The sequence below is a fragment of the Pseudarthrobacter sp. NPDC092419 genome (assembly GCF_044755045.1).
GTDB lineage: Bacteria > Actinomycetota > Actinomycetes > Actinomycetales > Micrococcaceae > Arthrobacter.
Genome location: NZ_JBIVQF010000002.1, coordinates 203028 through 228613 on the forward strand (window position 1 = coordinate 203028; position 25586 = coordinate 228613).

Genomic DNA, 25586 nt, shown 5'->3' on the forward strand with positions numbered 1-25586 from the left:
GGATCGTTACCTAAATTTTTCTTTTGTCGACCCTTTTTGGGGCCTTTCACCGCGGAAATCCGCGGAAAATGTGACGGGGAACACCACTTTCAGACGCGTACGACGGCGGCTGTTGCCGCCGTCGTACGCCCACCTTGTGGAGTTCCTAGAGCCTGTCCGGGCGTACCGCGAGTACAGGGCAGGTCGCGTCCAGCAGGATCCGCTGGACGGTGCTGCCGAGGATGAGTTTCCCCACCATCGAACGGTGCCTGAGCCCCACCACGATCATGTCCACATTCCGGTCCTGCGCGATCTGGATCACCGCATCGCCGGGATCCGACAGGACCGAGGACTCAAGCGTCAGGGTCAACCCGGCCGCCGTCAGCTGTGATTCCAGCTGCTGCACTTGCGCTGGTTCCAGGTCGTGGTGGCCGCGGCCCACGTTGACGATGAGCAGGTCCGTTTTCCTGAGCAGGGCTTCCGCTATGCCCGTGGTCAGGGCCTCCCGGCCTTCGAGGGAGGGTAGGTAAGCAACGAGAACCGTCATGTTGGGCTTCTCTCCGGTAGGTGGTGTGGATGGGCTGGGGCTAGACGAGGGTATTGAGCCAGCCCTGCGGCAGGTCGATCGGCAGCAGGGAGGGCAACACCAGCAGCACGGCGTACAGGGCCAGGGTGTAGATGATGGCCACCTTGAGCCTTGCCCTGGCGACGACCAGCAGGAACGCGGGGATGAAAATGGTCACCGCTACGAGGTAGCCGAAGGCTGCGGTGAGGGCCAGGAATCCGGTCATCCACAGGAACGTCTTCAGGGCGAAGCCGGCATCCAGCGTCCATCCCGCGCCCGCGGTCCGCGCGCGGAGCCGGGACCTGATTTCCGTGGCGAGCAGGATTCCCGAGAATGCCAGGCCGCCGATGCTGACCAGTTGGGGCACCAGCCGCGCTTCCGGCGAGAAGTATGCCGAGGCGATGAGGGCTGCGGCGAATGCCGTGGCGAAGATGCCTGCCGCAGCGAGCGACCAGGTGGAGTTCTTCAGCGGGCTCTCGTCGTCTTCGGGACGTTCGTCGCGGTGGCCGTCGTCCAGGTTGGTGCTGCGGCGGGCGCGGATGAACTTGATGAACGCCCACATCATGGGCAGGACCAGGATCCCCAGGAAAACCAGCACGCCCGGGCGGGCCATCCAGTCCAGGCCGTTGTAGAGGCTGTCCGTGAGGAAGTAGTAGCGTTCCAGCGGAATGGCCAGGACGAAACCGATCAGGAACGGGGCGCGGGGGAAGCCGGTGGACTTCAGCAGCCAGCCGAAGACACCGAGGATGATCATGATCCAGAGGTCGCCAAGCTGGCCGCCCTCCTGGAAGGATCCGAGCAGCATGACCGCAACCAGCCCGGCTGCCAGGACGGCGAAGGGAACCTTGGTGAGCCTGGCCAGCTGCTTGACGCTGAGGAAGCAGAACAGGGCGCCGAGGACGGACGCAATGGCGAAGGACCACACGATGAGGTACATCAGGTCCAGGTGCTCCGTGATGATGGACGGCCCCGGCTGGATGCCGTAGGTCAGGAGCATGCCCAGGAGCATGGCCGAGGGAACGCCGCCCGGGATGCCGAAGAGCAGCGTGGGAATGAGGTCCCCGGCTTCAACGGAGTTGTTGGCGCTTTCCGGGCCCACGATGCCGCGTGGGTCTCCCTTGCCAAACTTGCGCTTGTCCTTCGCTGTTGCCACGGCCTGGCCGTACGCAAGCCACGTTCCGGCGGTGGCGCCGACGCCGGGCAGCACGCCTGCCCAGATGCCGATCAGTGCTCCGCGGATCACCTGGGTCCAGTGGGACAGCCACTCAACGATGCCCTTGCCCCAACCGCCGCCGAGGCTGATGTTCTGCTTCTGGCCCCGCCGCTGGCTGGCCCGCGACGCGATTTCGGCCAGGCCGAAGATGCCCAGGGCAACAGCCACGAGGGAGAGTCCGTCACCGAGGAAGAGGCTGCCGAAGGTGAAGCGCTCCTCTGCGGTGGTGGGCGAGGTGCCCACCATGCCGAGGATAAGGCCGAGGAGGCCGGCCGAAACGCCCTTGATGATGTTGCCGCGGGAGAGGACCGCGGCGAGTGCGACGCCCAGGACCGTCAGCATGAACAATTCGGGGCTGGCGAAGGACAGCACGAGCGGCCGGGCGAGGGGAATGGCGAGCGTCAGGCCGATGGCACCGATGATGCCGCCGGCCATGGATGACAGGAAGGCCAGCGTGAGGGCACGCGCAGCCTCACCCTTTTTCGCCATCGAATATCCGTCCAGCATGGTGACACTGGCCGACGCCGAGCCCGGGGCGCCCAGCAGGACAGCAGAGACGGTGTCCGAGGTATGGACCACTGCCAGCGCGCCGATCAGGAGTGCCAGAGCCTGGGGCGGTTCCATGCCGAAGGTGATGGGGAGGAGGATGGCGACGGCGCCGGTGCCGCCCAGTCCGGGAATGAGGCCCATGACCAGACCGGCCACAACGCCGATCAGGAGCATGAGGAGCAGGGAAGGGTCAGCGAGTGACGCCAGCGCTGCCATAGCGGAATCAAGCATGATTGTCCTTATTCAACGTGGATGTCGTAGTTGCTCTCGAGCAGTTCCTTGACATAGGACCTGACGGAGCTGCTGACGGTGTAGGCGTCCCGGACGCGGTCGGCCATGCCGGCGTCGGCCACGAGCGGGTAGCCGCCGAGGACCTTGGCGGCCTTGTCTTGGAATTCTTTGTCGGCGCCCAGCTTTTCGCTGGACTCCCGCAGGAGCGTGACAGCCTTTTCCGGCGTCTCCTGCGGGACCCACAGGCCCTTCTGGTAGGTGTAGGTGAGGCCCAACAGGGTCTTGTAGGCCTCGAACTTCTCGCCCGAGGGCTTCTTGCCGTGGAGGCGTTCGTAGGCCTCGGGGACGGTGGGGACGTCAGGGAAATTGGGGTCGCGGACCACTTCGCCGGACCCGTCCAGCTGGCCGAAGGACATCAGCACCGTCGCCTTGCCTTCTTCGACGATGCCCTTCACGGCCGAACCGTAGGCGGACGTGGTCTGGTAGTCCAGGTCGATTTCGCCGCGCTGCAGCGCCAGGTTCACCGGCCCCCGGCCTTCGAAGCCGAAGGTGGAGGTGACCTCTGCCTCGAGCAGGTCGAAAGCGACCAGGGTGGTGATGTCCAGCCCGGTGGCGCTGATGCCACCGAACTCCAGGGGCTTGTCCCTGTTCACCAGGTCCTCGACCCCGTTCACGCCGGCCTCGGTCCGGGCGTAGATAACGCCGCCGGTGCCGTTGACCACCACCGGCTTGAGGTCCTCGAAGGAGTACCGGACGGCCGAGCGCCCCAGGACCCAGGGCACTACTGTGGAGGCGGTCCCGACGAGGATTTCCGTGCCGTCGGCTTTTGCCGAGCGGGCAAACTTGTTGGTGCCTGAGATACCTTCGCCACCCGGCTCGTTGACGGGGGCAAATCCCGGGCTGCCGGGGATGTAGTGGGTCAGTTCGGTGCCGATGAACCGCGCCCAGGTGTCTGTTCCGCCGCCGGAAGCGAGGGGGATGAGGAATTCCAGGGTCTCGCCGCTGAAGTTGCCGTCTTCGGTGCTGGAGGGCGGGTTCAGCAGGCCGCCGCCCACCACTGTGGTAGCGACGCCGAGCGCGGCGAAGGAGGCAACTACGGCCAGTATGGTTCGCCGGGAGTGCTTCGGAGGTTCCGGTTGCTCGGCGGTGGGGGTGTCATATGACGGACCGGGGGGTTCCACGTATGTTTTCTGACTCGTCATTGAGGATGTCCTTTGATTGTGAGCCGCCTGCGCGGGGAGCCGCGGCGGATTTGGGGTGGCCTGTTTAGTGGGGCTACCAGGTGTCCGGGAGGAGGAGCTCGGCGTCCGCGATCCTGCGGGCGCTTCGCAGTGCGCCCACCACCGTGGCGCCGTCGATGGTTTCCGACCAGGTCTGCACCAGACCGGCGGGGGTCCGCATGGTGACTCCGGCTGAGACGTCGGTGGAAATCAGGCCGGCCATCACCGTTCCGGCGTGCTGCGCCGCCATGGTCAGTGCCACGCTGCCGGTGATTGCAAGGGCGGGGTGCAGGCGGCCCATGGAAAGCATCCGGACCACGACGTCAGCCTCGTCCGCTTCCCCGGCCCTGGCCGCAAGCGCCAGCTTGGGGATGGCGCGCTCTGCCGCGGCGCGGGTGGAGGCGAGGCCCATCCGGACTGCGGCATCCCGGCGGAGGTTGTCGAGGTGCGCCAGCAGGTCTGTCCGGGTATCGATGTCTGCGGCGGTCTCGTGGCCGGTCAGGCCTACCGACTCGGCTTCCACGATGACCAGCGGGGCTCCTGCATCGATGAGCGTGACCGCCACCTGCCTGCCGTCGAAGTCCAGTTTGTCCACCGGGTCCCCGGTGGGGAAGAGCTTGCCGGTGGTCCTTCCTGCAGGATCGAAGAACCCCATTCCCACCGCCATGCCGGGGAAGGGGACTCCGGGGATCAGCTGGTTTCCCGGGTACAGCAGTTCCCCCTGGGGGGTATCCACCTTTTGCAGGATGAGCTGGTTGGTGTTGGTGTTCAGCGTCCGGACCGACGTACTGTCCGCACCGGCGGCGACCCACCCCCGCTCAATCGCGTAAGGCGCCACCACTGCGGAACAGTTGCCGCAGTTGCTGGCCCAGTCCACCTTCTGCTCTTCCACACCCACCTGCGCGAACGTGTAGTCCACGTCTGCCTCGGCGCTGACGGACCGGGACAGGATGACGGCCTTGCTGGTGGTGGACGTGCCTCCGCCGACGCCGTCGATCTGACGGTGGTCAGGGCTGCCGAAAAGCCGGAGGAGTACTTCGTCCACGGTCTTCCCGGGAACCTGGAGGTGGTCCCATTCGAACACCCAGCACTTGCTGGTTCCTCCGCGCATCCACGTGGCCGGAATCTTGAACATGATTGCTTTCAACACCTTTCTCTGGCCCGGTTACCGGGCCGGCGGCCTCATGGCCTAACCCAGTGTGGGGCTCGTCATGGATGAATTACAATCACGAAAAAATGCATAGTCTTGCAGTTTTACTTCATTCACCGTGACGACTCGGAGCACGGAGGTGACCCTGACTGGTCGCCGGAGCCCCAAGAGCTGGGCGGTTAACCATGATTTTCCGCTGGAGATGAAGGATATGTATAGAATTGTCGGGCGGGGTTAATCAACACTTCAAAGGCGGTTCTGCGGATGCTGAACATCAGGAGGCTCGAGCTCCTGCTCGACGTCGTCGAGCTCGGCTCGATCACTGCCGCAGCGGAAAAACATGTCTATTCACCGTCCGGCGTATCCCAGCAGTTGCGCCGCCTGGAAGCGGAGGTTGGCCAGCCACTCCTGCAACGCCAGGCCCGGGGGATGGTGCCAACGGACGCCGGACACGTCCTGACGGCCCATGCCCGCAGGATCCTGCGCCAGATGGCAGCCGCCGAGGCGGACCTGGCCGAAATCGCGGGCCTCAACCGCGGCAGCCTTACCCTGGGGACCTTCCCCACCCTCGGCGGTTCGTTCCTGCCCCTGGTCATCAGCAGGTTCAAAGCCCAGTACCCGGCTATCGAACTGCACGTCCGGAGCAGCCGGTTCGATGACCTGATCGAGATGCTTGAAAACGGCCAGGTGGGCATGTCGCTGCTGTGGGATTACGAGTGGAACCGGCTCAGCCCGGAGAACTTTGCGCTGACCACGGTGTTCGAAGATTCCACTGCGCTTATCGTCGGCAAGGAACACCGGCTCGCCCGCCGCAAGCAGGTGGACATGGCCGACCTGGCGCACGAAGAGTGGATCGTCCGCGAGCAGGACCACCCGGTTGTCGAAGTGCTGCACAGAAGTGCCCAGGCTGCCGGGTTCGAGCCGAAGATTTCGTTCCACGCCAACGACTACCAGGAGGCCCAGGCCATGGTCAGCGTGGGCCTGGGCATAGCGCTGGCCCCGCGGACGGCAGTTGTGAATAAGCACCCGGGCGTCAGCATTGTGTCGCTGGGCAGCAGTGCCCCGTCCCGGCGGGTGCTTCTGGCCCACCGGCACGACCGGGTCAGGGCCGCGGCCGAAATCGCGTTCCAGGCGACGCTGCTGGAAGTTGCGAAGGAAAGCAGCGCCGACTTCAAATAGGGGGCCCCTTGAGCAAGAACCGATCGCGGTCGACGCGATGGCTGTGGATGCTGATAGCGTCCGCCGTCCTCTGCCAGGTTGCCCTGAACCTTGCCCGCCCGCTGATCTCCTACAAGGTCCTGGCCCTCGGGGGTGACTCGCTCACCGTGGGTCTCACGTCGGCGTCGTACGCGCTGGTTCCCGTTGCGGCGGCGCTGTGGCTCGGCAGGGTGTCCGACCGGCGCAGTTCGCTGCGCGGGATGGTGGCTGCCGGCACCCTGCTGCTGGCCGCCGGCCCGTTCGTGCTCTTCGCGTCCTCGTCGCTTCTCCTCGTTGCGGCGGCCAGCGCCGTGCTCGGCCTCGGGCATCTTTTCTTCACGATCGCCGGCCAGTCGGCGATCGCCCGTTTCGTTCCCCTGGACCGCATGGATGCTGCCTTTGGCTGGTTCACGGCATCCTTTGCCGTGGGTCAAATGATCGGCCCGCTCCTTGCCGGCCTCGCCATGGGCGACACGGGAGGAGCGCCGGCCGGCGTTCGTCTGGCGGACTCCAACGCCGGCCTGGTCATGGCCGGTGCCATTGCGTTCTTCGCTGTTCCGCTCGCCTTCGGGACCGCAGCCCGGGGTGCCCCCGGCGGGCCAAAGGCCGGGCAGCCGGTGCCGGATGCCCGGCCGGTCTCCATTGCCGCGCTGCTGCGCTATCCAGGCGTGAAGACCAACATGGTGGCGAGCCTGGCGCTTCTTGCCACCACGGACATCCTGGTCGCCTTCCTCCCGCTCCTGGGCGAAGCCAAGGGCGTCCCGCCGGCAGTGGTGGGCGTCCTCCTCGCCGCGAGGGCCGCCGCCTCGATCGCATCGAGACTGCTGCTGCCGCTGCTCGTGGCCCGTTGGAGCCGTCAGCGGCTTGTGCTGGCAAGTCTGGCCGGAGCGGGGACTGCCCTGGCCCTGGTGCCGTGGCTTTTTGAACGTCCCTTGGCGGCAGGGATCCTGCTGGCGCTCGGCGGGTTCTTCCTTGGCCTGGGCCAGCCCATCACGATGACCCTTGTCACGCAGGCGGTTCCAGCGGCCTCGCGCGGCGCGGCGCTCGCCCTTCGCCTGCTGGGCAACCGGATAGGGCAGGTCACCTTGCCGGCCGCAGCCGGTCTGCTGGCCGCTCCGGTGGGTCCCAGCGGGGCACTCTGGATGTCGTGCGTGGTCCTCGGTGCAGCCTGCCTTCGCTGGCCCGGAAAAAAGGGATAAAACTCCGGTGTTGGAAGCCTCCGCGGGGTTCCCAGACGCGCCCGGCGTGCCTATCGTTGATCCATGGAAACTCACCCCTTCGGCTAGGCGCACGCCTGCCATCGGATGTTCCTCCAAGCCTGCCCCGTCCCCAGGGGAAGAACTCCATTCACAACGGCGGAAAGGAAGAACAATGGCTCACCAAAAACCTGCACTTGCACCCGAGGTGGCTGACCACCTGGCAGCTTCAATGAACGCCCCGGACATGCCCGGACCGGCGCCGGTCCGGTTTGGCGGTGCTCCGCAGCAGAACTCCTGGCCCGATGGCAACGGCAAGCGCCGCCACCCCAAGGACCGTGGCGCGGGGCACGGCCGCATGGGCCACGAGGCCGCGGTCACCGCTGTCCACCGCACCAGCCGGCCGCAGATGCCGCACTCCTCGTAGGACTGCCGACACCCAAATTTGAAATCGACGCGCAGATTCCCTGGCGCCCTCCGAATACCCGGTGCGCCAGGGAATTTGCGCGTCGCCAGCGAATTTGGGGGTCGAAAACCGCGGCTCAGCCCTCCCGGACCACCTCGTCCGGGTCCTTGTCCAGCCGCCAGCCCCGCCACACGGGGTGCCGCAGCCGGCCGGGTCCGGTCCATTCACTGTAGGAGACTTCGCCCACCAGCTGCGGGGTGATCCAGTGCGCGTCCGCGGAATCCGGCCGGGGGACGTCGTGGAAGGGCGACGTTTTCCGGGCCAGCCGGCCCACGGTTTGCCGCAGTTCAGCCAGTTCGCGGCCGCTGAATCCGCTGCCCACCCGCCCCACGTACTGCAGCTTGCCGCCGTCCGGTATCCCCACCAGCAGTGACCCCACGGTGTCCTGACGGCCGCCCTTCCCGGGCCGCCAGCCGCCCACCACCACTTCCTGCGTCTGCTCCACCTTGAGCTTGATCCAGGTGCGCGTCCGTTGCCCGCTGACGTAGCGGCTGTCCGTCCGCTTGGCCATCACACCCTCGAGTCCCAGTTCCCGTGCGCTTTCCAGGATGTGCTCCACCTTGTCCGGCAGCACCGGGGAAAGCTCCACCGCCATGTCCTGCCCGACAGCAGCCGAGCCGAAGAATTCCTCCAGCCGGGCCCTGCGTTTGGTGAAGCCGAGCCTGCGAAGGTCCGTTCCGCCGTCGTACAGCAGGTCGAAAAGCAGGAGCCGCACCGGGATGGCCGCCTGGGCCTTCGCGACGTCGGCGGGCCGGGTCAGCTTCATCCGCCCCTGCAGCAGGCCGAAGTCGGGCCGGCCTCCGGGGCCCGGCGCGATGATTTCGCCGTCCGCCACGAACGGCTCTTCCGGCCAGCTCCCGCGGTCCGCGAATTCCGGATAGGTGCGCGTGACATCATTGCCGTTGCGGCTGAAGATCCGGATCCGTTCCCGGTCCGCCACCAGGACGGCCCGCACGCCGTCCCATTTCAGCTCGAACTGCCAGTCGCTGCCCTGCAGATCCGCGGTTCCGCCGGACGTCGCCATCATCGGCCGGAACTCGAGGGGGTCGACGGCGGGTTCCCCACCCGCGGAGGCCGTCGCCTTGGGCGCTCCCTCTTTCGATGCTTCGGACTTAGCCGCCGCCTCCTGCGGTGACGCCGCCGCGGGAGCCGCGGGCCGCCGTCGTCCGCCCTTCTGCTCCTGCTCCATCAGGTGGATGAGCCACTGCCCCTCGGCGTCCGGTCCCTTGCCGCGCCCCGTGTTGATCAGCGCGAACTTGCGCGTCCCGCCCAGGCCGCCGCCCTCGGAACCAGTGAGAGTGGCGATGACTTCCTTGCCGTTGATCCACTTGTGCAGCTCGTAGGTGCCGCGGTCCCAGATGGTTACCTCGCCGGCACCGTACTCGCCCCTGGGGATGGTCCCCTCGAACGCGGCGTAGTCGAGCGGGTGGTCCTCGGTCTGCACCGCCAGGTGGTTCTTGCCGCCGGTTTCGGGGACGCCCTTGGGAAGCGCCCAGGAGACCAGCACGCCGTCGTGCTCCAGCCGGAAGTCGTAGTGCAGGCGGCTGGCGTGGTGCTCCTGGATCACGAAGGAATTCCCGCTGCCGCCGGTGCCGGTGAACGGCTCGGGCGTCGCCGCGGGGTCCCGCATGCTGCGGTACTTGGCCAGACGGGGGTTGGCGTCATGCGCCGCCCCCTCGGCAGCACCTCCGGCAGCCTTGACGACGGCGGCGAACGGGTCCTTCCCGTCCCGCACCCGCCGCATCACCTCGCGGTAGTCGAGGTGCTTCAGGCTGGTTGAACTGATCTCCCGCCAGGTCCGTGGTGCTGCGACCAAGGGAGTGGGACGGCCGCGCAGCGAGTAGGGGACCACGGTGGTTTTGGCGGCACTGTTCTGGCTCCAGTCCACCAGGACCTTGCCGGTGCGCAGCGTCTTCTTCATGTCGCTGACGGCCAGGTCCGGGTGGTCCGCCTCAAGGGCGCGGGCCAGCTCCTTGGCGAACGCGGAAACCTGCTCCGAACTCTGGGTGCCATCCAGCGCCGCGTACAGGTGGATGCCTTTGCTGCCGCTGGTTACGGGAACCGGGTCCAGGCCCACATCCTGCAGGATGGCCCGTGCCAGCAGAGCCACCTCGCGGCACTCGGCCAGGCCTGCCCCGTCGCCTGGGTCCAGGTCCAACACCAGCCGGTCCGGATTCAGTGCGTTGCCGTGCGAATCCACCTGCCACTGCGGGACATGGATTTCCAGGGAATTGATCTGCCCGAACCAGGCCAGGGTGGCCGGATCGTTGACCAGCGGGTAGGTGATGGTCCGCTCCTTGTGCGTGATTTCGGCGCGGGGCACCCAGCCCGGGGCGGAGTCGTCCAGGTTCTTCTGGAAGAACACCTCGCCGGGCTTGTCCGCCGTGCCCACGCCGTTGACCCAGCGCTTCCGGGTGGCCGGCCGGTTGGCGGCTGCGGGGACCAGGACGTGGGCCACGGCGGCGTAGTAGGCCAGGACGTCCGCCTTGGTGGTTCCGGTGTCCGGATAGATGATTTTGTCCAGGTTGGTGAGCGTCAGTTCCCGTCCCGCGACCCGGACGCGTTCCTTACTGCCGGCCACAGGGCTTCACCTCCGGCCCGGTGTGATGTTCACTTGAGGGATGAGAGCCATCTGGAAAGGTGCCATCGCGTTTGGGCTGGTCAACGTGCCCGTCAAGGTCTACAGCGCCACTGAGGATCATGACATCAGTCTGCACCAGGTCCACAACGCTGACGGCGGACGCATCCGTTACCAGCGGCGTTGCGAGGTGTGCAGCCAGGTCATCGACTACTCGGACATCGAGAAGGCGTACGAGGAAGACGGCCGGACGGTGGTCCTCTCCAAGGACGAGCTCAAGTCCATTCCGGCGGAGAACAGCCACGAAATCGAAGTGGTCCAGTTTGTCCCGTCGGAGCAGCTCGAGCCGATGATGTTCGAGAAGAGCTACTACCTGGAGCCCGATTCCAAGTCGCCCAAGGCCTACGTGCTGCTGCGCAAGGCGCTGGAGGACACGGACCGGGTGGCCATCGTGCAGTTCGCGCTGCGGGAGAAGACCCGGCTGGGCGCGCTGCGCATCAAGGACGACGTCCTGGTCCTGCAGTCGCTCCTCTGGCCGGACGAGGTGCGCGAGGTGAACTTCCCCGCGCTGGACACGTCCATACGGATCTCCGCCCAGGAACGGGAGATGTCCGCGGCGCTGGTGGAGTCCATGGCGGCCGACTTCGAGCCCGCGTCCTTTACGGACGAGTACCAGGTGCAGCTGCGCCAGCTCATTGAGGCAAAGCTTGAGCAGGGCGAGTCGCTGGACACCGAGGAGACCTTCGGCGCTGAGGCAGGCGAGGGCGGCAAGGGCGAGGTCATCGACCTGATGGAGGCCCTCAAGCGGAGCCTCGACCGGAAGCGCGGCGCGGAGTCCGGGGCAGATACCAAGGAAGCGGACGCGGACGACGACGGCGCGCACGAGGGCGGGGACGGCAAGGCTCCGGCGCGGGGCACCTCCCGGGCCAAGGCTTCGGAGGGCAAGGAAACCACCGCGGCCAAGAAGCCCGCAGCCAAGGGCACGGCGAAGACCGCCGCTGCGAAGAGCACGGCGGCAAAGAGCGGGACCGCGAAAGCCCCGGCCAAGTCCACCACGGCCAAGTCCGCCACGGCCAAGTCCACGGGAGCGAAGTCGACGGCGGCCAAATCCACCGGGACCAAGTCCAGCGCCGCGCGGGCCCGGAAAGGAGCCTGACCCGATCAGGAGCAGGCGAGACTCAGGAGTTGCGCAGTGCGGAAATGAGCTCGCTCTTCTTCTTTTTCGAGTAGCCCGTGAGGCCGATGTCCTTGGCCTTTGCCTTCAGCTCGGGGACGGTCCAGTCCTCGTAGCTTCCCGACTTTCCGCCCTTGTGCCCAACGGCGGAGCGGCCCTTCTTCGCCGCCGCGTTGGAGATCCTGGCGGCTTTCTGCTTGGACGCGCCGTCCTCGCGCAGTTCCTCGTAGAGCTCTGGGTCCTTCAGGCTGGGGTTCTTCTTGGCCGGCATGGCGCCCTCCTCGGTTCGCGGCTGCTGATGGTTCCACGCTAGGCGCGCCCCTCGCGTGGTTCAAGGACCTTTCCGGCACGGCCCCTGCGGCACCGAACCTTTACAGCCGGTGCGCGTGCGTCCAGAATGAGTCGCATCGAGTCCGCGGGGATACCTTCGCGGGAGAGGACCCGGGATGAGCCACACGAAGGACACGGAGCGGGCGGCGGAAGCAGACCGTGTGCTCAAACAGAAGCACCGGGCAATGTGGGCCTCGGGGGACTACCCGGCGCTCGCCGGAGAGCTGATTCCCGAACTCGGTGCCGTCCTGGTGGAAGCCTGCGGCATCAGGGCCCGCCAGCGAGTCCTGGACGTCGCTGCCGGAGCGGGAAACGCCGCCATTCCGGCAGCGTTGATGGGCGCGCGGGTGGTGGCGTCGGACCTCACCCCCGAACTCTTCGAGGCCGGCCGCCGCCAGGCCGCCGAACGGGGAGTCGGCGTCGAGTGGGTGGAAGCGGACGCCGAGGCCCTGCCGTTCGATGACGGTGCGTTCGACGCCGTGATCTCCTGCGTGGGCGTCATGTTCGCCCCGCACCACCAGGCCGCGGCGGATGAACTGGTCCGCGTCTGCGCGCCGGGGGGCACCATCGGCCTGCTGAGCTGGACGCCGGAAAGCTTCGTGGGGCAGATGTTTACGGCCATGCAGCACTTCGCCCCGCCGCCGCCGCCGGGTGCCCAACCCCCGCCGCTATGGGGGGACGAGGAACATGTCCGTGCGCTGCTGGGGGACCGGGTCACAGACGTGCAGGGCCGGCGCCGGCAGCTCGCCGTCCGGAGCTTCCCCGGCCCGGAGGACTTCGTCCGCTACTTCAAATCGCATTACGGACCCACCATCGCCGTCTACAAGTACCTGGCCGGCGACATGGACAAGGTCAAGGCATTGGACCAGGCCCTCCTGGAGCTGGCTGAGGCCTTCGGTGACTCGCACGGCGACGCCCCTTTCCAGATGGAATGGGAATACCTGCTCTTAACGGCCAGGAAGCCCCGCTAACCCAACCCCGCGCTTAAACCGCGGCAGCCGCCGTCGGGCGCTTCTTCCGGGCAACTTCGGGGAAAGGTTCCGGGGAAAAGACGTCCGACGGCGGCCGCCGGGTCAGGTGCGCAGGGCACCGGTGCTGCTACTCGGCGTCGTGATCCGTTTCCAGGATCTGGACCAGGCGGTCCAGGGCGGTGTCAGCGCCGTCGCCTTCGGCACGGAGGACCACCACGTCGCCGTGGGCGGCACCCAGGCTCATGAGGGACAGGATGCTGGCCGCGTCCATGGCCTCGTCAGCGGGCTCGCCTTCGCGGGCGATGGTGATGTCGAGGTCGAACTCTCCGGCTGCCTCTGCGAAAATCGCGGCGGGGCGGGCGTGCAGGCCAACCCGGCTGGCGACTGTTGCGGTGCGTTCTGGCATTGTTGCTCCTTTGGCTTGCGGCCCCGTGTTGCGTGGGACCGTTGGAATCGGGGGTGCTGCGGGGTCAGACCGTCGCGGGAACGGTCTCCACCGTAGCAGTGCTCTTCGGAGCGGCCCAGCGCTTGAGCGCGATCACGGTCAGTGCGCTGACCACGGCACCGGCGATGATCGAAACCACGAACATCAGCAGGTTGCCGATGGCGAAGAATACGAAAATACCACCGTGAGGTGCCTGCGAGGTAACGCCGAACGCCATGGTCAGCGCACCGGTGAGGGCGCCGCCCAGCATGCTGGCCGGAAGGACGCGCAGCGGGTCGGCAGCAGCGAACGGGATGGCGCCTTCGGAGATGAAGGACGCGCCCAACAGCCAGGCGGCCTTGCCGTTTTCGCGCTCGGCCAGGCTAAAGAGCTTCCTGTCCAGGACGGTGGCCAGGGCCATGGCAAGCGGCGGAACCATGCCCGCGGCCATGACGGTGGCCATTATCTGCCATGGCGCCTGGTTGTCTGCACTGCCCGCGCTCAGGCCGGCGACGGCGAAGGCGTAGGCCACCTTGTTCACGGGTCCGCCCAGGTCGAAGCACATCATGAGGCCCAGGATGATTCCCAGCACGACGGCGGATGCGCCGGTCATGCCCGACAGCCAGGAGTTCAGTCCGGCGGTGATGCCGGCGATGGGTCCGCCGAGCACCAGGAACATCAGGCCGGACGCCACGATGGAAGCGAGCAGCGGGATGATCACTACGGGCATCAGGCCGCGCAGCCAGCGCGGAACCGACCAGCTGCCGATCACATGGGCGATGTAGCCGGCCAGAAGGCCGCCCACGATGCCGCCCAGGAATCCGGCACCCATGAACCCGGCAACTGCGCCGGCAACGAAGCCCGGGGCGATGCCGGGACGGTCGGCGATGGCGTAGGCGATGTAACCTGCCAGTGCCGGGACCAGGAAGCCCATGGACAGGGCGCCGATCTTGAAGAACACGGCACCCAGGTAAGCGGCGAGGCCGCCCTCGGGAAGGTTGCCGAAGCTGTTCTCCAGGACCACCTTGTCCGCGACATCGGTGATGTCGTAGCCGCCCAGCAGGAAGCCCAGGGCGATGAGCAGGCCGCCACCGGCCACGAACGGGATCATGTAGCTGACGCCGGTCAGCAGGGCGCGCTTCAGCTTCTGGCCGATGTGCTCGCCCTTTTCGGCTGCCGCCTGCTCGGCCTGTTCCTCCGCACCGAAGTGCGGGACGCGGCGGGCATTGGGGTCCGTGGCGGCCGCGAGGGCTTCCTGGACCATCTTGGCGGGTTCGTCGATGCCGCGCTTCACGGGTGCGTTGATGACGGGCTTGCCGGCGAAGCGCTCCTTGCCGCGCACGTCCACGTCCACTGCGAAAATCACGGCGTCCGCGGCGGCGATGACGGCCGGGTCCAGCGGCTTGGCGCCTGAGGAACCCTGCGTCTCCACCTGCAGGTCCACGCCGGCTTCCTGGGCTGCAGCTACGAGTGAGTCGGCGGCCATGTAAGTGTGCGCGATGCCGGTGGGGCAGGCGGTGACGGCTACGAGTCGCTTGGGTGCCGCGGCGGTGGGGGCGGGCTCGTCAACCGGCGCAGCGGCTGCGTGTGCGGCCGGCTTGTCTGCCAGGGCGCCGTCCACCAGGGCCACGATCTCTTCCCTGGAAGAAGCGGCGCGCAGGGCGGCCGTAAAGTCCCTCTTGATAAGCGAGCGGGCCAGCTTGGAGAGCAGCTTCAGATGCTCCTGGTCTGCGCCGTCCGGGGCGGCGATGAAGAACACCAGGTCAGCGGGGCCGTCCTTGGCGCCGAAATCCACCTTCGGGTTAAGCCGGGCCATGGCCAGGGCAGGCTCGGTGACGGCGGCTGAGCGGCAGTGCGGGATCGCGATGCCACCGGGGATACCGGTGGCGGTCTTCTGTTCGCGGGCGTATGCGTCGGTGAAGAGGCCTTCAACTTCGGACGCGCGTCCGGCGGCAGCAACCTTGCTTGCCAGGTGCCGGATCACCGCTTCGGGGGAGTTGCCCAGGTTCTGGTCGAGCTCGACCAGTTCCGTGGTGATGAGCTGGGTCACTGTCAATCCTTTCGAAGGGCCGTGATGGTTACGGCATCCGGGGTGGTTTGGTTGACTGCCGGAACAGTGGATCCGGGCAGGGAAGCGGCGGCGGCACCGTGGGCCACTGCCTGTCGTAGGCAATCGGCCGGGGCGGCGCCCCTGCCGTGGGCGAGCAGGTAGCCGGCCAGAGCGGAGTCGCCCGCACCTACCGTGCTCACCGCGGCGACCGGCGGATGCGTGGCCAGCCACGCGCCGTCGGCCGTTACAAGGACAGCTCCCTTGGATCCGAGAGTTGCCAGCACAGCACCCACACCGGAACGCACGACGGTGGCGGCGGCCCGGGCGGCTGCCTCCGGATCCGCTTCGAGCTGTTCAGCGGTGGCCGGGGCGAAGCCGGCTGCAGCAGCCAGTTCCGCCAGTTCTTCGGCATTGGGCTTCAGGAGGTCCGGCATGCCTGCCGCGCCGCTGGAAACGGCTGCGGCGAGTGGCTGCCCGGACGAGTCGACGGCGACCAGGGGGGCAGCGCCGTCCTCCGTGGAACGCAGGCGCTGCGTCACGGTGGAATAGAAATCCGCGGGGAAGCCGGGCGGCAACGAGCCTGCCAGGACCACCCAGCGGGCGCCGCGGGAGCGTTCCAGCAGCAGTGTGATGAGGGCTTCCTGCTGGCTTTCATCCAGCGTGGGCCCGGGTTCGTTGATCTTGGTGGTCACGCCGCCCGGCTCGGTGAGCGCCACGTTGGTCCGCAGTGGCTCGGCGATGGGCAGTGAGACGAAGGGGACCGCGTGGTCGCGCAGGCCGGCCAGGACCGGGTCGCCGTCACCGCCGGGGAGGACGGCCACGGAATCCAGGCCGGATGCCACCAGCGCGCGTGAGACGTTGACGCCCTTACCGCCGGATTCCTGGCTGACGGAGACGGCCCGCTGCACTTCGCCGCGTTCCAGGGGTCCGGGGAGGGCCACCGTGCGGTCCAGGCTGGGGTTGGCCGTAAAGGTGACGATCATGCGACCACCACGTCTACGCCGGCCTCGTCCAGGGCGGCCGCGAGTTCGGGGCCGGGTTCGCTGTCTGTAATCAAGGTGTCCAGGTCTTTCAGGGAGGCGAACTGGACCAGGGTTTCCGTGTCCAGCTTGGAGGAATCGGCCAGCACCACGATGCGGCGGGCGGAGTGGACGAAAGCGGCCTTGACGGCAGCCTCTTCGGCGTCCGGGGTGCTCAGGCCGAAGGTGGCGTGCACGCCGTTGGTGCCCACGAACGCGATGTCCGGGCGGATACGGGCCGCGGCTTCCACCGTTCCGTGTCCTACCGCAACCTGCGTCAGGCCGCGGACCCGTCCGCCCAGGATCTGCAGCGCGATCCCGGGGACGGCGGAGAGCTTGGCGGCGATGGGGACGGCGTGGGTGATGGCCACCAGTTCGGCGCCGTCGGTATCCCGGCCTTCGGGGAGGTGCGCGTCGGAAGGTACGACGGCGGCGCGACGGGCCAGCAGGCCGGCGAGCACTTCCGTGGTGGTTCCGCCGTCGATCAGGATGCTGGCGTGGGAGTTGCGGGGGATCAGGGCCAGTGCGGCCTCGGCGATCCGGACCTTTTGGTCGGGGCGCTGGATAGCGCGGGCGGTGACGCTTTCCTCGGTGGTGCTGAAGCGGTCCGGGGCCACGGCGCCGCCATGGACGCGGCGGATGGTGCCGGCGTTCTCCAGCGCGGCGAGGTCCCGGCGGACGGTTTCGGTGGTGATGTTGAAGCGCTCGGCCAGCAGGGTGACGCTCACCCTGCCATTGCCGGCCACAAGGTCGGCAATCTTCTGCTGGCGCTCCTCGGCAAACACATACCCTCCGTTGCGTATTTCTGATGGCTGTTGAACTAGTGACTCGCATCACATGATCTTGAGTTACTTGACTTTATCTTTGATTCTGTGGGTTTGTCAATGGAAATCAACATGAAACCAAATCCTGGCCACCCTCGGGTCGGCCCCAGCCCGGTCCTGCGCGCCGGCTGCTAGTTTCCCCGCGGGACGGACTTTTCCCCCGGTAACGCGCGGGGGAAAAGTCCGTCCGACGGGGAAATCCGGGCGGGGGCGGTGGCTTAAAGCGGAAAGCCGGGCCGGACCACTGCTGGTCCGGCCCGGCTTTCCGGGTTGTATTGGGAGTCTGGAGTTCGCCGGGAGTCTAAAGTTCGCCGTCGCGGCTTTCGTTGCGGGTGATGCGCTCACCGGTGTTTGGGTCCACCACGGACCGGGATTCGCTGACCCGCCGCCTGCGTCCGGGGGAGGCCAGGACCAGCGAGACGATCAGCCCGATCACGCCCACAACCATCAGGATGTAGCCGATGAGGACTTGGTCAACAAAGGGGATCAGGCCCGGGGCTACTGCCCAGGCGAGAATGGCGCCCAGGGCGATGAGGAAGATTGAAGAACCGATTCTCATGACGTACTCCTTCGTGTCCGCGGGTTGCGGATCCAGTAGGTGCTACTGCCGGTGTGTCGAGTCCTGCCTGTAAGCGTCACCGTACCCCGCGCCCCCGGCCGATTCAACGAGCCGCGCCCGCAGCGGGAGGACCGCACGGTTCGCTCTCGCTAGCATGGGGCCCATGGACACTGTCGTGTGGTCGCGCCCCGGGGACCAGCGGCCGGGAACTCCGCTGCTGGTCATGATGCACGGCTATGGCACGGATGAATCGCGTATGGTCCGGCTCTTCGACTACCTTCCTCCGGAGTTCACCTGTGCGGCACTCCGTGCGCCAATGCCGGTGGGCGACCACTATGGCTGGTTTCTGCTGGACTATTTCCTGGCCAATGACTTCGCGGACGTGGTCCGCGTCAGCAATCAGGTGCACGCCTGGGTGGATTCCGTCCGGGGCCGGCACACCAGCGTCAGCTTGCTGGGATATTCGCAGGGCATGGCGATGGCAAGCACGCTTCTTCGCCTGCATCCAGCGGACTACCGGGCTGTGGTGGGGCTGTCCGGCTTCGTGCTGAGCAACGAGCTCCTTGCCCTGACGGACTCGTTCGAGGCTAAGCCGCCGTTTTTCTGGGGCCGGGACAAAGCAGACCTGGTGATCAACCCGGATGCTATCAGCTACACCGCCGAGTGGCTGGAAAAACACACCATGCTGACCGCCCGGACCTACCCCGGCATGGGCCATGCGATGTCCAAGCGGGAGATGGCAGACGTGTCCGCATTCCTGCGTCACTACGTATCTGGCTAGGGGTGCGGGAAAAAACAGTTGCCAGCCAAATTTGTAAGCGCTTACACTCTACTTCGGCCGCGACCGCGGCCACTAGACTGGGGGACTAAGGACACTGCACTGCTGATGACTGAACACACTGCAACCGACGCCCCCGCCTGGACCGGCGCGTCCGGCATCCTTTTCGACCTCGATGGCGTGCTCACCCCCACCGCCACTGTGCACGAAAAGGCCTGGCAGGAACTCTTCGAGGGCTACCTTGCCGCACATCCGGAGGCCCGGGCCTACAGCGAAAGCGACTACTTCGACCACATCGACGGTAAGCCCCGGTTCGACGGCGTACGGGACTTCCTTGCATCGCGCGGAATCACCCTCCCGGAAGGTCCGTTGGATGACAATCCGGCCAACGACACGGTGCAGGGCCTGGGCAACCGGAAGAACGCGGTCTTCAACGAGATCGTCAGCGCCGGTGTCGAGCCGTTCGAAGGGTCGGTGCGTTTCCTGGAAGCTGCGCTGGCCCGCGGACTGAAGGTCGCCGTCGTATCTTCTTCACGGAATGCCCCGGCGGTCCTAGACGCCGCCGGCCTCAGCCACCATTTCCCCGTGGTGGTGGATGGTGTGGTCGCAGCCCGCGAAGGCCTGCCAGGCAAGCCGAGCCCCGCCACCTACGAGTACGCCGCCCGGCTCCTGGGACTGCCCAGCAAGGAATGCGTCGTGGTGGAAGACGCCGTATCTGGCGTCCAGGCCGGCCGGGCAGGGCAGTTCCACTCCGTCATCGGCGTGGACCGCGGCGCCGGCCGGCAGGTCCTGCTCGACGCCGGTGCCACCCTGGTGGTCAACGACCTGCAGGAACTCGTTCCCTAAACCGCAGCGGCTCCTCCCCCCAAAAAAGCCCTGCGAGACCCGAAACGCCGCACCACCGCCGAAGATCTGGCCCGGCCACGAGCCGGCAGTGCAGCCAACCGCCAAAAGGACCCCAACACCATGGCTCTCATAACAGCGGACCGCGAAAGGTTCCCCGACACCCCCTGGCAGCTCGTGGAAACACGGCACGAACCGGGCAATGCCGGCACCCTGGAAACCATCTTTGCCCTGGGCAACGGCCACCTGGGCATCCGCGGTGCCCACTCGGCCACGTCGGACGCCGAGCTGCCCGGCACGTTCATCAACGGGCTGCACGAGACCTGGGACATCAAGCACGCGGAGAACGCGTTTGGTTTCGCCCGGACCGGCCAGCGCATCATCTACGTGCCGGACGCCAACAACTTCACCATCGTGGTGGATGGCGAAGTGCTCAGCCTCGCCGAGTCCGAGGTGCTGGATTACCGCCGTTCGGTGGACTTCTCCACAGGTGTCTACGAGTGCCGCACCACCTGGCTGTGCCGCTCCGGCGCCGCCGTGACCACCACGGAACGCCGCGCTGTTGGCTACGTTTCACGCGGCAGCCTGGGTCTTTCCCTCGACGTGGAGACGGACCGGCTGGTCTCGCTGGACGTCACATCCTCGGTCATCAACCGTCAGGATCAGCCTGTGGAGGACCACTCGGAGCATGATCCGCGGCGTTCCGGCCGGCACGCAGGCCGGGTCCTCCAGCCGCTGCGGCTCGACGGCGGCGACGGCTCCCTCCGGCTCGCCTGGCAGACCGCAGCGTCCCGGCAGCGCGTCGGCGTGGCCGTAGACCACTGGACTTCACCGGGCCACCAGCCGTTTGAGACGAAGGTGGACCAGGACGACAGCAACGTCCGCTACGTCCTGGCCGTCACGGCGGAGGAGCCCTTCCGGCTGGAGAAGAGTGTCAGCTACGCAGCCGTCTTCGACGCCCACGATGACGCCGCGGATGCAGCCGAAGCTGCTGAAGCCGGCCTGCTGTCCGTGCAGGACGTCTTTGCCGAGAGCGCGGCGCACTATGGCGCCTACTGGGCCACCTCGGACATTGTGGTGGACGGCCAGCCGGGGCTGCAGCAGGCCATCCGCTGGAACCTGTTCCAGCTGGCGCAGGCCACCGCCCGCGCGGACGTGGCCGGCATCCCCGCCAAGGGCGTCACCGGGTCAGGCTACGAGGGCCACTACTTTTGGGACCAGGAGGTCTATCTCCTGCCCTACCTGACGTACACGAATCCCGACGGCGCACGCCAGGTCCTCGAGTTCCGTCACGCCATGCTTCCCGAGGCCCGGTACCGCGCCAAGGAATTGAGCGTGGACGGTGCACTGTTCCCGTGGCGCACCATCAACGGGCTGGAGGCCAGCGCCTATTACGCCGCCGGCACCGCCCAGTTCCACATCGCCGCGGCCATCGCCTTCGCCACCAACCGCTACCTGTGGGCCACCGAAGACACAGCGTTCCGGGACGGGATGGGCGCCGAACTCCTGATCGAAACCGCGCGCATGTGGATCTCGCTCGGCTTCTTCGGCAAGGACGGGCTCTTCCACATCCACGGCGTCACCGGCCCGGATGAGTACACGGCCGTGGTCAACGACAACCTCTACACGAACGTCATGGCCCGCTTTAACCTCCGTGCCGCCGCTGCACTGGAGCACGCAGGCGTCACCCATGAGGAGCGGCAGCTGTGGGATGCCGCCGCGGACCGCATGCACCTGCCCTACGACGAGCGCATGCAGGTCTACTCGCAGGACAACGACTTCATGACGCTTGAAGCCTGGGACTGGGACACCCCGCGCTCCAAGTACCCGCTGCTCCTGCACTTTCACCCGCTGGTCATCTACCGCCACCAGGTGCTGAAGCAGGCGGACACGGTGTTGGCCATGTTCCTGCAGTGGCAGGACTTCACCGCGGAAGAGAAGCAGCGCGCGTTCGACTTCTACGACCCCATCACCACCGGCGACTCCACGCTGTCTGCCTGCGTCCAGGGCATCATGGCCGCCGAGGTGGGCTACTCCCGCGAGGCGCTGGCACACTTCACTAACGCGGCGTTCATCGACCTCGACGACACCCACGGCAACACGATCGACGGTGTGCACATCGCGTCCACCGGCGGCGTGTGGAGCTCGCTGGTGTGTGGCTTCGCTGGCCTGCGTGACCAGGGCCCCGTGCCGTTCTTTGACCCGCGCCTGCCGGCCTCCTGGGATGGGCTGTCGTTCCACCTGATGATCCGCGGACGGCTCCTGCAGGTAACGCTCGACGCCGGTTCCCTTACCCTGGTGGTGCAGGACGGCGAACCGCTCGAGGTTGACGTGCGGGGGCAGCTGCTCACCGTGGGCGCCGCGCCATTGAAGGTGGCGCTGGGGCCGGTCGACGCGCCCGAGGCGACGGTCTTCCCGAGCCAGCTGCCGACGTCGAGCATTCCTGTGGTGCGAGGCCGCAGCTAAGCGCCTCGTGCGTCAGTCTCCGGCCGCCGTCGTGCGTTCCAGCCCCGGTGAGTGGTCCAGGGGGTGGGCCAGTTCGTCGTCCGGCATCCTGGCGGCGGCCAGCGCGACCACCGCCATGACCGGGCACACGGCCCCGGCCACCAGGAAGATCAGCCAGATGGGCAGCACCTCGGCGGCCGGGCCAGCTAAGGCCATGGACACCGGCATCAGGGCCAGCGAGACGAAAAAGTCCAGGCTGGACACCCGGCCCAGCAGGTGCGCAGGCACGCGCCGCTGCAGCAGTGTGCCCCAGATGACCATACCGATGCTGCCGGTGGCGCCGAAGACGAACAGCGCCGCGGCAACGGCCCAGAAGCTGTCCATGATTCCGACGGCGGCCAGCGGCAGGGTGCCCGTGCCCCACGCCGCCATCATCACCGTGAGGTAGCGGCGGGGGAGCGGCAGCGATGCGGTCAGCAGCGAACCCAGCGCCGAACCAGCACCAAGGATTGCCAGCAGGAAGCCGAACATGCGGGAGTCGCCGCCCAGCTGGTCGCGCACCACAAAGGGGACCAGCACCTCGATGGGGCCGATGAGGAACAGCACGGAGATGCACGCCCAAAGCAGCGTCCAGAGGAGCCAGGGCGTGCGGACTGTGTACGCGACGCCTTCCCGGAGGTCCTGGACGAAGGTGGACTTCCTGGCCGGCTCGGTGCCTGCCTCCGTCCCTGGTGCTGGCCGGCCCAGGAAATTCAGCACGACGAACGCGAGCAGGTGGCACACTGCCACGGCGGTCACCGCGTGCGACGGCGACAGGGCCGCCACCACGACGCCCGCCACCGCGGGACCGGCGGCCTGCTGCAGCACAGGGCGCATGGTCCCTTCCATCCCGTTGGCGGCCAGGAGGTCGCCCGGGGGAAGGATGCGCGGCAGGATGGCGGAGTAGGCCGGGAAGAAGAAGGCTGCGCCCACGCCCAGCACGAACGCTCCTGCCGCCAGGTGCCAGATCTGCAGCAGCCCGGTCATTGCCAGTCCACTCACGGCGGCGATGACGGCGAGGTTGGCACCCTCCACGGCGATGATCAGGCGGCGCTGTGGAATCCGGTCCGCAGCGATGCCGCCGGCCAGAACGAACGCCACGAGGCCCACGCTGCCGGCAGCGGCCACCATGGACAACTCCAGCGGGCCCCCGCCCAAGTGGATGACCTGGTAGACCATGGCCACCGCCCACATGCCCGAGCCGAAGATCGAAATGGCCAAAGCGGAGGTCAGGACCCGATATTCACGGTGGGCAAACGGACGCAGGGCCTTGGGGGTGGGCATCCCCCAATCCTAGTTCCGCACCTCTTAAAGCAGCACGGGGTCGGGTTAGCGGGCGAGGAGGCTGGCGGCTTCCTGGCGGGTGGTGCCGGAGTCCTGGATGCCTTCGGCGATGTGGGCGAGGTGTTCGGGGATTTCGCGTCCCTTTTTGCGCATGGCGGTGGCCCAGAGCCGTCCGGCCCGGTAGGAGGACCGGACCAGGGGCCCGGACATGACGCCGAGGAAGCCGATCTCTTCGGCTTCGTGCTGCAGGTCCAGGAATTCCTGGGGCTTGACCCACCGGTCCACGGGCAGGTGCCGCTCGGACGGGCGCAGGTACTGGGTGATGGTGATCAGGTCACACCCGGCCGCGTGCAGGTCCCGCAGGGCCTCGGAGATTTCCTCGCGGGTTTCGCCCATGCCCAGGATCAGGTTGGACTTGGTGACCATGCCCAGGTTCCGGCCCTGGGTGATGACATCCAGGGACCGTTCGTACCGGAACGCGGGCCGGATCCGCTTGAAGATCCTGGGCACGGTCTCGACGTTGTGCGCGAAGACCTCCGGGGCGGAGTCGCAGATCGCCTTGATGTGCCCGGGGTTGCCGGAGAAGTCAGGGATCAGCAGCTCCACGCCGGTGCCGGGGTTCAGTTCGTGGATCTTCCGGACCGTTTCGGCGTACAGCCACACGCCCTCATCGGCGAGGTCGTCGCGGGCCACCCCGGTCACGGTGGCGTAGCGCAGGTTCATCGACTGGACCGACCGGGCCACCTTGGTGGGTTCGAACATGTCCACCGGGGACGGTTTGCCGGTATCGATCTGGCAGAAATCACACCGCCGGGTGCATTCGGACCCGCCGATCAGGAACGTCGCTTCCCGGTCTTCCCAGCACTCGAAGATGTTCGGGCAGCCGGCCTCCTCACACACCGTGTGCAGGCCCTCTTTCTTGACCAGGTTCTTCAGTCCGACGAACTCCGGCCCCATCTGGACCTTCGCCTTGATCCACTCCGGCTTCCGCTCCACCGGGACAGCCGCGTTACGCTGCTCAATCCGCAGCATCTTCCGGCCCTCAGGTGCCAATGTCATCAGTACTCTTTCCTTAGCATTCCACGACGTTGACGGCGAGGCCGCCCATGGCCGTTTCCTTGTATTTGGAGGACATGTCCTTGCCGGTTTCGCGCATGGTCACGATGACCTCGTCAAGGGAAACACGGTGGGTGCCGTCGCCCCACAGCGCCATCTTCGCAGCATTGATGGCCTTCGCTGCAGCGATCGCGTTGCGTTCGATGCAGGGAACCTGCACCAGGCCGCCGATCGGATCGCAGGTCAGGCCCAGGTTGTGCTCCATGGCGATTTCCGCGGCGTTTTCCACTTGTTGGGGCGTGCCGCCCATGACTTCGGCCAGGCCGGCGGCGGCCATCGACGACGCCGATCCCACCTCGCCCTGGCAGCCTACCTCGGCGCCCGAAATCGAGGCCTGTTCCTTGTAAAGCACCCCGACGGCGCCGGCGGTCAGCAGGAACTTGACCACGACGTCGTCGCGATCTTGCTGTGTGGCCTTGTCCATGCCCGGGGCGTAGTGGAGCGCGTAGTAGAGGACGGCGGGAATGATGCCGGCTGCGCCGTTTGTGGGGGCGGTGACCACCCGTCCGCCGGAGGCATTTTCCTCGTTGACGGCCAAGGCGATCAGGTTCACCCATTCCTGCCAGTACTTCGGGTCCCGGTCCTTGTCCTCCTTCAGGAGGCGTTCGTGCCAGTCGGGCGCACGACGGCGGACCTTCAGTCCGCCGGGCAGCAGCCCCTCGCGCTTCAGCGACGTTTCCACGCACGCTTCCATGACCGCCCAGATTTCCAGCAGCCCTTCGCGGATCTCCTCCTCGGAGCGGGAGGCGCGCTCGTTGACGAACATGATCTCGCCGATGGACAGGCCCTTGGACTGGCAGCGGCCCAGGAGCTCCGCGGCGGTCCGGAACGGCAAGGGCAGTTCCTTCTTGGACTCGTCCAGTTCCTTGAGGGCCGCATCTTCTTCGCCCTCGCGGACGATGAAGCCGCCGCCCACGGAGAAGAACGTGGCGGTGTGCAGGACTTCGCCGTCCGTGCCGGTGACGGTGAAGGTCATGCCGTTGGTGTGGCGGGGCAGGACGGTCAAGGGGCGGAGCACCATGTCCTTCACGCCATAAGGCAGGGGAATGGAACCTGCGAGCTGGAGGGTGCCGGTTTCGGCGATGGCCGCAAGCCGGTCCTCTACTTCCTGGGGCAGGATCTTCTCGGGGTGGAAACCTTCCAGGCCCAGCAGGATGGCGGTCATGGTGCCGTGCCCGTGGCCGGTCGCAGCCAGGGAACCGTAGAGGTCCACCCGCAGGCCAGCCACGTTGTCCAGGGCGCCGGAAGCCTTGAGCTCCTCGGCAAACACCGCGGCAGCCCGCATAGGGCCCACGGTGTGCGAACTCGAGGGCCCGATCCCAATGGAAAAAAGATCAAAGACGCCAACGGCCATGACAGGTTCCTAACTAAAAGTTATGTGCCGAG

General features: G+C 67.0%; 22 protein-coding genes. 8 read left to right on the forward strand and 14 right to left on the reverse strand.

Annotated features, from left to right (window positions below):
• Positions 1 to 145 precede the first annotated feature (145 nt).
• From ACIQC0_RS04300 to ACIQC0_RS04315, 4 genes are all read right to left on the reverse strand, one after another.
• Positions 146 to 526: a universal stress protein gene (locus ACIQC0_RS04300; RefSeq protein ID WP_400532859.1), complete on the reverse strand. Its 381-nt coding sequence runs from the start codon at positions 524 to 526 to the stop codon at positions 146 to 148.
• A gap of 40 nt (positions 527 to 566) precedes the next feature.
• The gene (locus ACIQC0_RS04305) at positions 567 to 2537 is read right to left on the reverse strand and encodes a tripartite tricarboxylate transporter permease (RefSeq protein ID WP_400532861.1); all 1971 of its coding nucleotides are present in this window, start codon (positions 2535 to 2537) and stop codon (positions 567 to 569) included.
• A gap of 8 nt (positions 2538 to 2545) precedes the next feature.
• Positions 2546 to 3739, reverse strand: coding sequence for a Bug family tripartite tricarboxylate transporter substrate binding protein (locus ACIQC0_RS04310; RefSeq protein WP_400532863.1), 1194 nt, complete (start codon positions 3737 to 3739; stop codon positions 2546 to 2548).
• A gap of 73 nt (positions 3740 to 3812) precedes the next feature.
• Entirely contained in the window at positions 3813 to 4892 is a 1080-nt protein-coding gene (locus ACIQC0_RS04315) for a PrpF domain-containing protein (RefSeq protein WP_400532865.1), read from the reverse strand.
• Between the two features lie 279 nt (positions 4893 to 5171).
• On the opposite strand from ACIQC0_RS04315, the gene ACIQC0_RS04320 reads away from it, so the two are divergent.
• The 3 genes from ACIQC0_RS04320 to ACIQC0_RS04330 all read left to right on the forward strand — a co-directional run bounded on the left by ACIQC0_RS04320 (position 5172) and on the right by ACIQC0_RS04330 (position 7727).
• Positions 5172 to 6086, forward strand: coding sequence for a LysR substrate-binding domain-containing protein (locus ACIQC0_RS04320; protein ID WP_377216588.1), 915 nt, complete (start codon positions 5172 to 5174; stop codon positions 6084 to 6086).
• 8 nt (positions 6087 to 6094) lie between these two features.
• Complete coding sequence (locus ACIQC0_RS04325; protein WP_400532867.1) at positions 6095 to 7303, forward strand: MFS transporter; 1209 nt, start codon at positions 6095 to 6097, stop codon at positions 7301 to 7303.
• Positions 7304 to 7475: 172 nt separating this feature from the next.
• A complete protein-coding gene (locus ACIQC0_RS04330; RefSeq protein WP_400532869.1) occupies positions 7476 to 7727 on the forward strand; it encodes a hypothetical protein in 252 nt (83 codons plus the stop codon).
• A gap of 115 nt (positions 7728 to 7842) precedes the next feature.
• Here ACIQC0_RS04330 and ACIQC0_RS04335 read toward each other — a convergent pair whose 3' ends face one another.
• Positions 7843 to 10347 carry an ATP-dependent DNA ligase gene (locus ACIQC0_RS04335; protein ID WP_400532871.1) on the reverse strand — a complete coding sequence of 835 codons (2505 nt, stop codon included), beginning with the start codon at positions 10345 to 10347 and terminating at the stop codon, positions 7843 to 7845.
• A gap of 40 nt (positions 10348 to 10387) precedes the next feature.
• On the opposite strand from ACIQC0_RS04335, the gene ACIQC0_RS04340 reads away from it, so the two are divergent.
• A complete protein-coding gene (locus ACIQC0_RS04340; RefSeq protein ID WP_400532873.1) occupies positions 10388 to 11500 on the forward strand; it encodes a Ku protein in 1113 nt (370 codons plus the stop codon).
• Between the two features lie 22 nt (positions 11501 to 11522).
• Here ACIQC0_RS04340 and ACIQC0_RS04345 read toward each other — a convergent pair whose 3' ends face one another.
• Positions 11523 to 11789 (reverse strand): Rho termination factor N-terminal domain-containing protein, encoded by a 267-nt coding sequence (locus ACIQC0_RS04345; protein ID WP_377216593.1) that lies wholly within the window; start codon positions 11787 to 11789, stop codon positions 11523 to 11525.
• A 175-nt stretch (positions 11790 to 11964) separates the two neighbouring features.
• Between ACIQC0_RS04345 and ACIQC0_RS04350 the strand changes: the two genes are divergently transcribed.
• A complete protein-coding gene (locus ACIQC0_RS04350) occupies positions 11965 to 12819 on the forward strand; it encodes a class I SAM-dependent methyltransferase (RefSeq protein ID WP_400532875.1) in 855 nt (284 codons plus the stop codon).
• A 127-nt stretch (positions 12820 to 12946) separates the two neighbouring features.
• On the opposite strand, the gene ACIQC0_RS04355 is transcribed toward ACIQC0_RS04350, so the two are convergent.
• From ACIQC0_RS04355 to ACIQC0_RS04375, 5 genes are all read right to left on the reverse strand, one after another.
• Positions 12947 to 13225 (reverse strand): HPr family phosphocarrier protein, encoded by a 279-nt coding sequence (locus ACIQC0_RS04355; protein ID WP_400532877.1) that lies wholly within the window; start codon positions 13223 to 13225, stop codon positions 12947 to 12949.
• A 64-nt stretch (positions 13226 to 13289) separates the two neighbouring features.
• Entirely contained in the window at positions 13290 to 15293 is a 2004-nt protein-coding gene (locus ACIQC0_RS04360; protein ID WP_400532879.1) for a fructose-specific PTS transporter subunit EIIC, read from the reverse strand.
• A gap of 2 nt (positions 15294 to 15295) precedes the next feature.
• On the reverse strand, positions 15296 to 16276 hold the full coding sequence (locus ACIQC0_RS04365) for a 1-phosphofructokinase family hexose kinase (protein ID WP_400532881.1): 981 nt from the start codon (positions 16274 to 16276) through the stop codon (positions 15296 to 15298).
• Positions 16273 to 17097 carry a DeoR/GlpR family DNA-binding transcription regulator gene (locus ACIQC0_RS04370; RefSeq protein ID WP_377216598.1) on the reverse strand — a complete coding sequence of 275 codons (825 nt, stop codon included), beginning with the start codon at positions 17095 to 17097 and terminating at the stop codon, positions 16273 to 16275. Before ACIQC0_RS04370 ends, ACIQC0_RS04365 begins: the two co-directional genes overlap by 4 nt.
• A gap of 340 nt (positions 17098 to 17437) precedes the next feature.
• Positions 17438 to 17695 (reverse strand): DUF6458 family protein, encoded by a 258-nt coding sequence (locus tag ACIQC0_RS04375; RefSeq protein ID WP_377216599.1) that lies wholly within the window; start codon positions 17693 to 17695, stop codon positions 17438 to 17440.
• A gap of 163 nt (positions 17696 to 17858) precedes the next feature.
• Here ACIQC0_RS04375 and ACIQC0_RS04380 point away from each other — a divergent pair, with 163 nt between their 5' ends.
• From ACIQC0_RS04380 to ACIQC0_RS04390, 3 genes are all read left to right on the forward strand, one after another.
• On the forward strand, positions 17859 to 18476 hold the full coding sequence (locus ACIQC0_RS04380) for an alpha/beta hydrolase (protein ID WP_400532883.1): 618 nt from the start codon (positions 17859 to 17861) through the stop codon (positions 18474 to 18476).
• A gap of 105 nt (positions 18477 to 18581) precedes the next feature.
• Positions 18582 to 19319 carry an HAD family hydrolase gene (locus ACIQC0_RS04385; RefSeq protein WP_377216601.1) on the forward strand — a complete coding sequence of 246 codons (738 nt, stop codon included), beginning with the start codon at positions 18582 to 18584 and terminating at the stop codon, positions 19317 to 19319.
• Positions 19320 to 19439: 120 nt separating this feature from the next.
• Entirely contained in the window at positions 19440 to 21782 is a 2343-nt protein-coding gene (locus ACIQC0_RS04390; RefSeq protein ID WP_400532886.1) for a glycoside hydrolase family 65 protein, read from the forward strand.
• 12 nt (positions 21783 to 21794) lie between these two features.
• Here the strand turns inward: ACIQC0_RS04390 and ACIQC0_RS04395 are convergent, their stop codons facing one another.
• From ACIQC0_RS04395 to ACIQC0_RS04405, 3 genes are read right to left on the reverse strand one after another with little or no spacing between them, the layout of a single operon-like run.
• A complete protein-coding gene (locus ACIQC0_RS04395; protein ID WP_377216603.1) occupies positions 21795 to 23084 on the reverse strand; it encodes an MFS transporter in 1290 nt (429 codons plus the stop codon).
• A gap of 45 nt (positions 23085 to 23129) precedes the next feature.
• Positions 23130 to 24143, reverse strand: coding sequence for a lipoyl synthase (gene lipA, locus ACIQC0_RS04400; protein WP_400532888.1), 1014 nt, complete (start codon positions 24141 to 24143; stop codon positions 23130 to 23132).
• Positions 24144 to 24156: 13 nt separating this feature from the next.
• On the reverse strand, positions 24157 to 25554 hold the full coding sequence (locus tag ACIQC0_RS04405; RefSeq protein ID WP_400532890.1) for an L-serine ammonia-lyase: 1398 nt from the start codon (positions 25552 to 25554) through the stop codon (positions 24157 to 24159).
• Positions 25555 to 25586 lie beyond the last annotated feature (32 nt).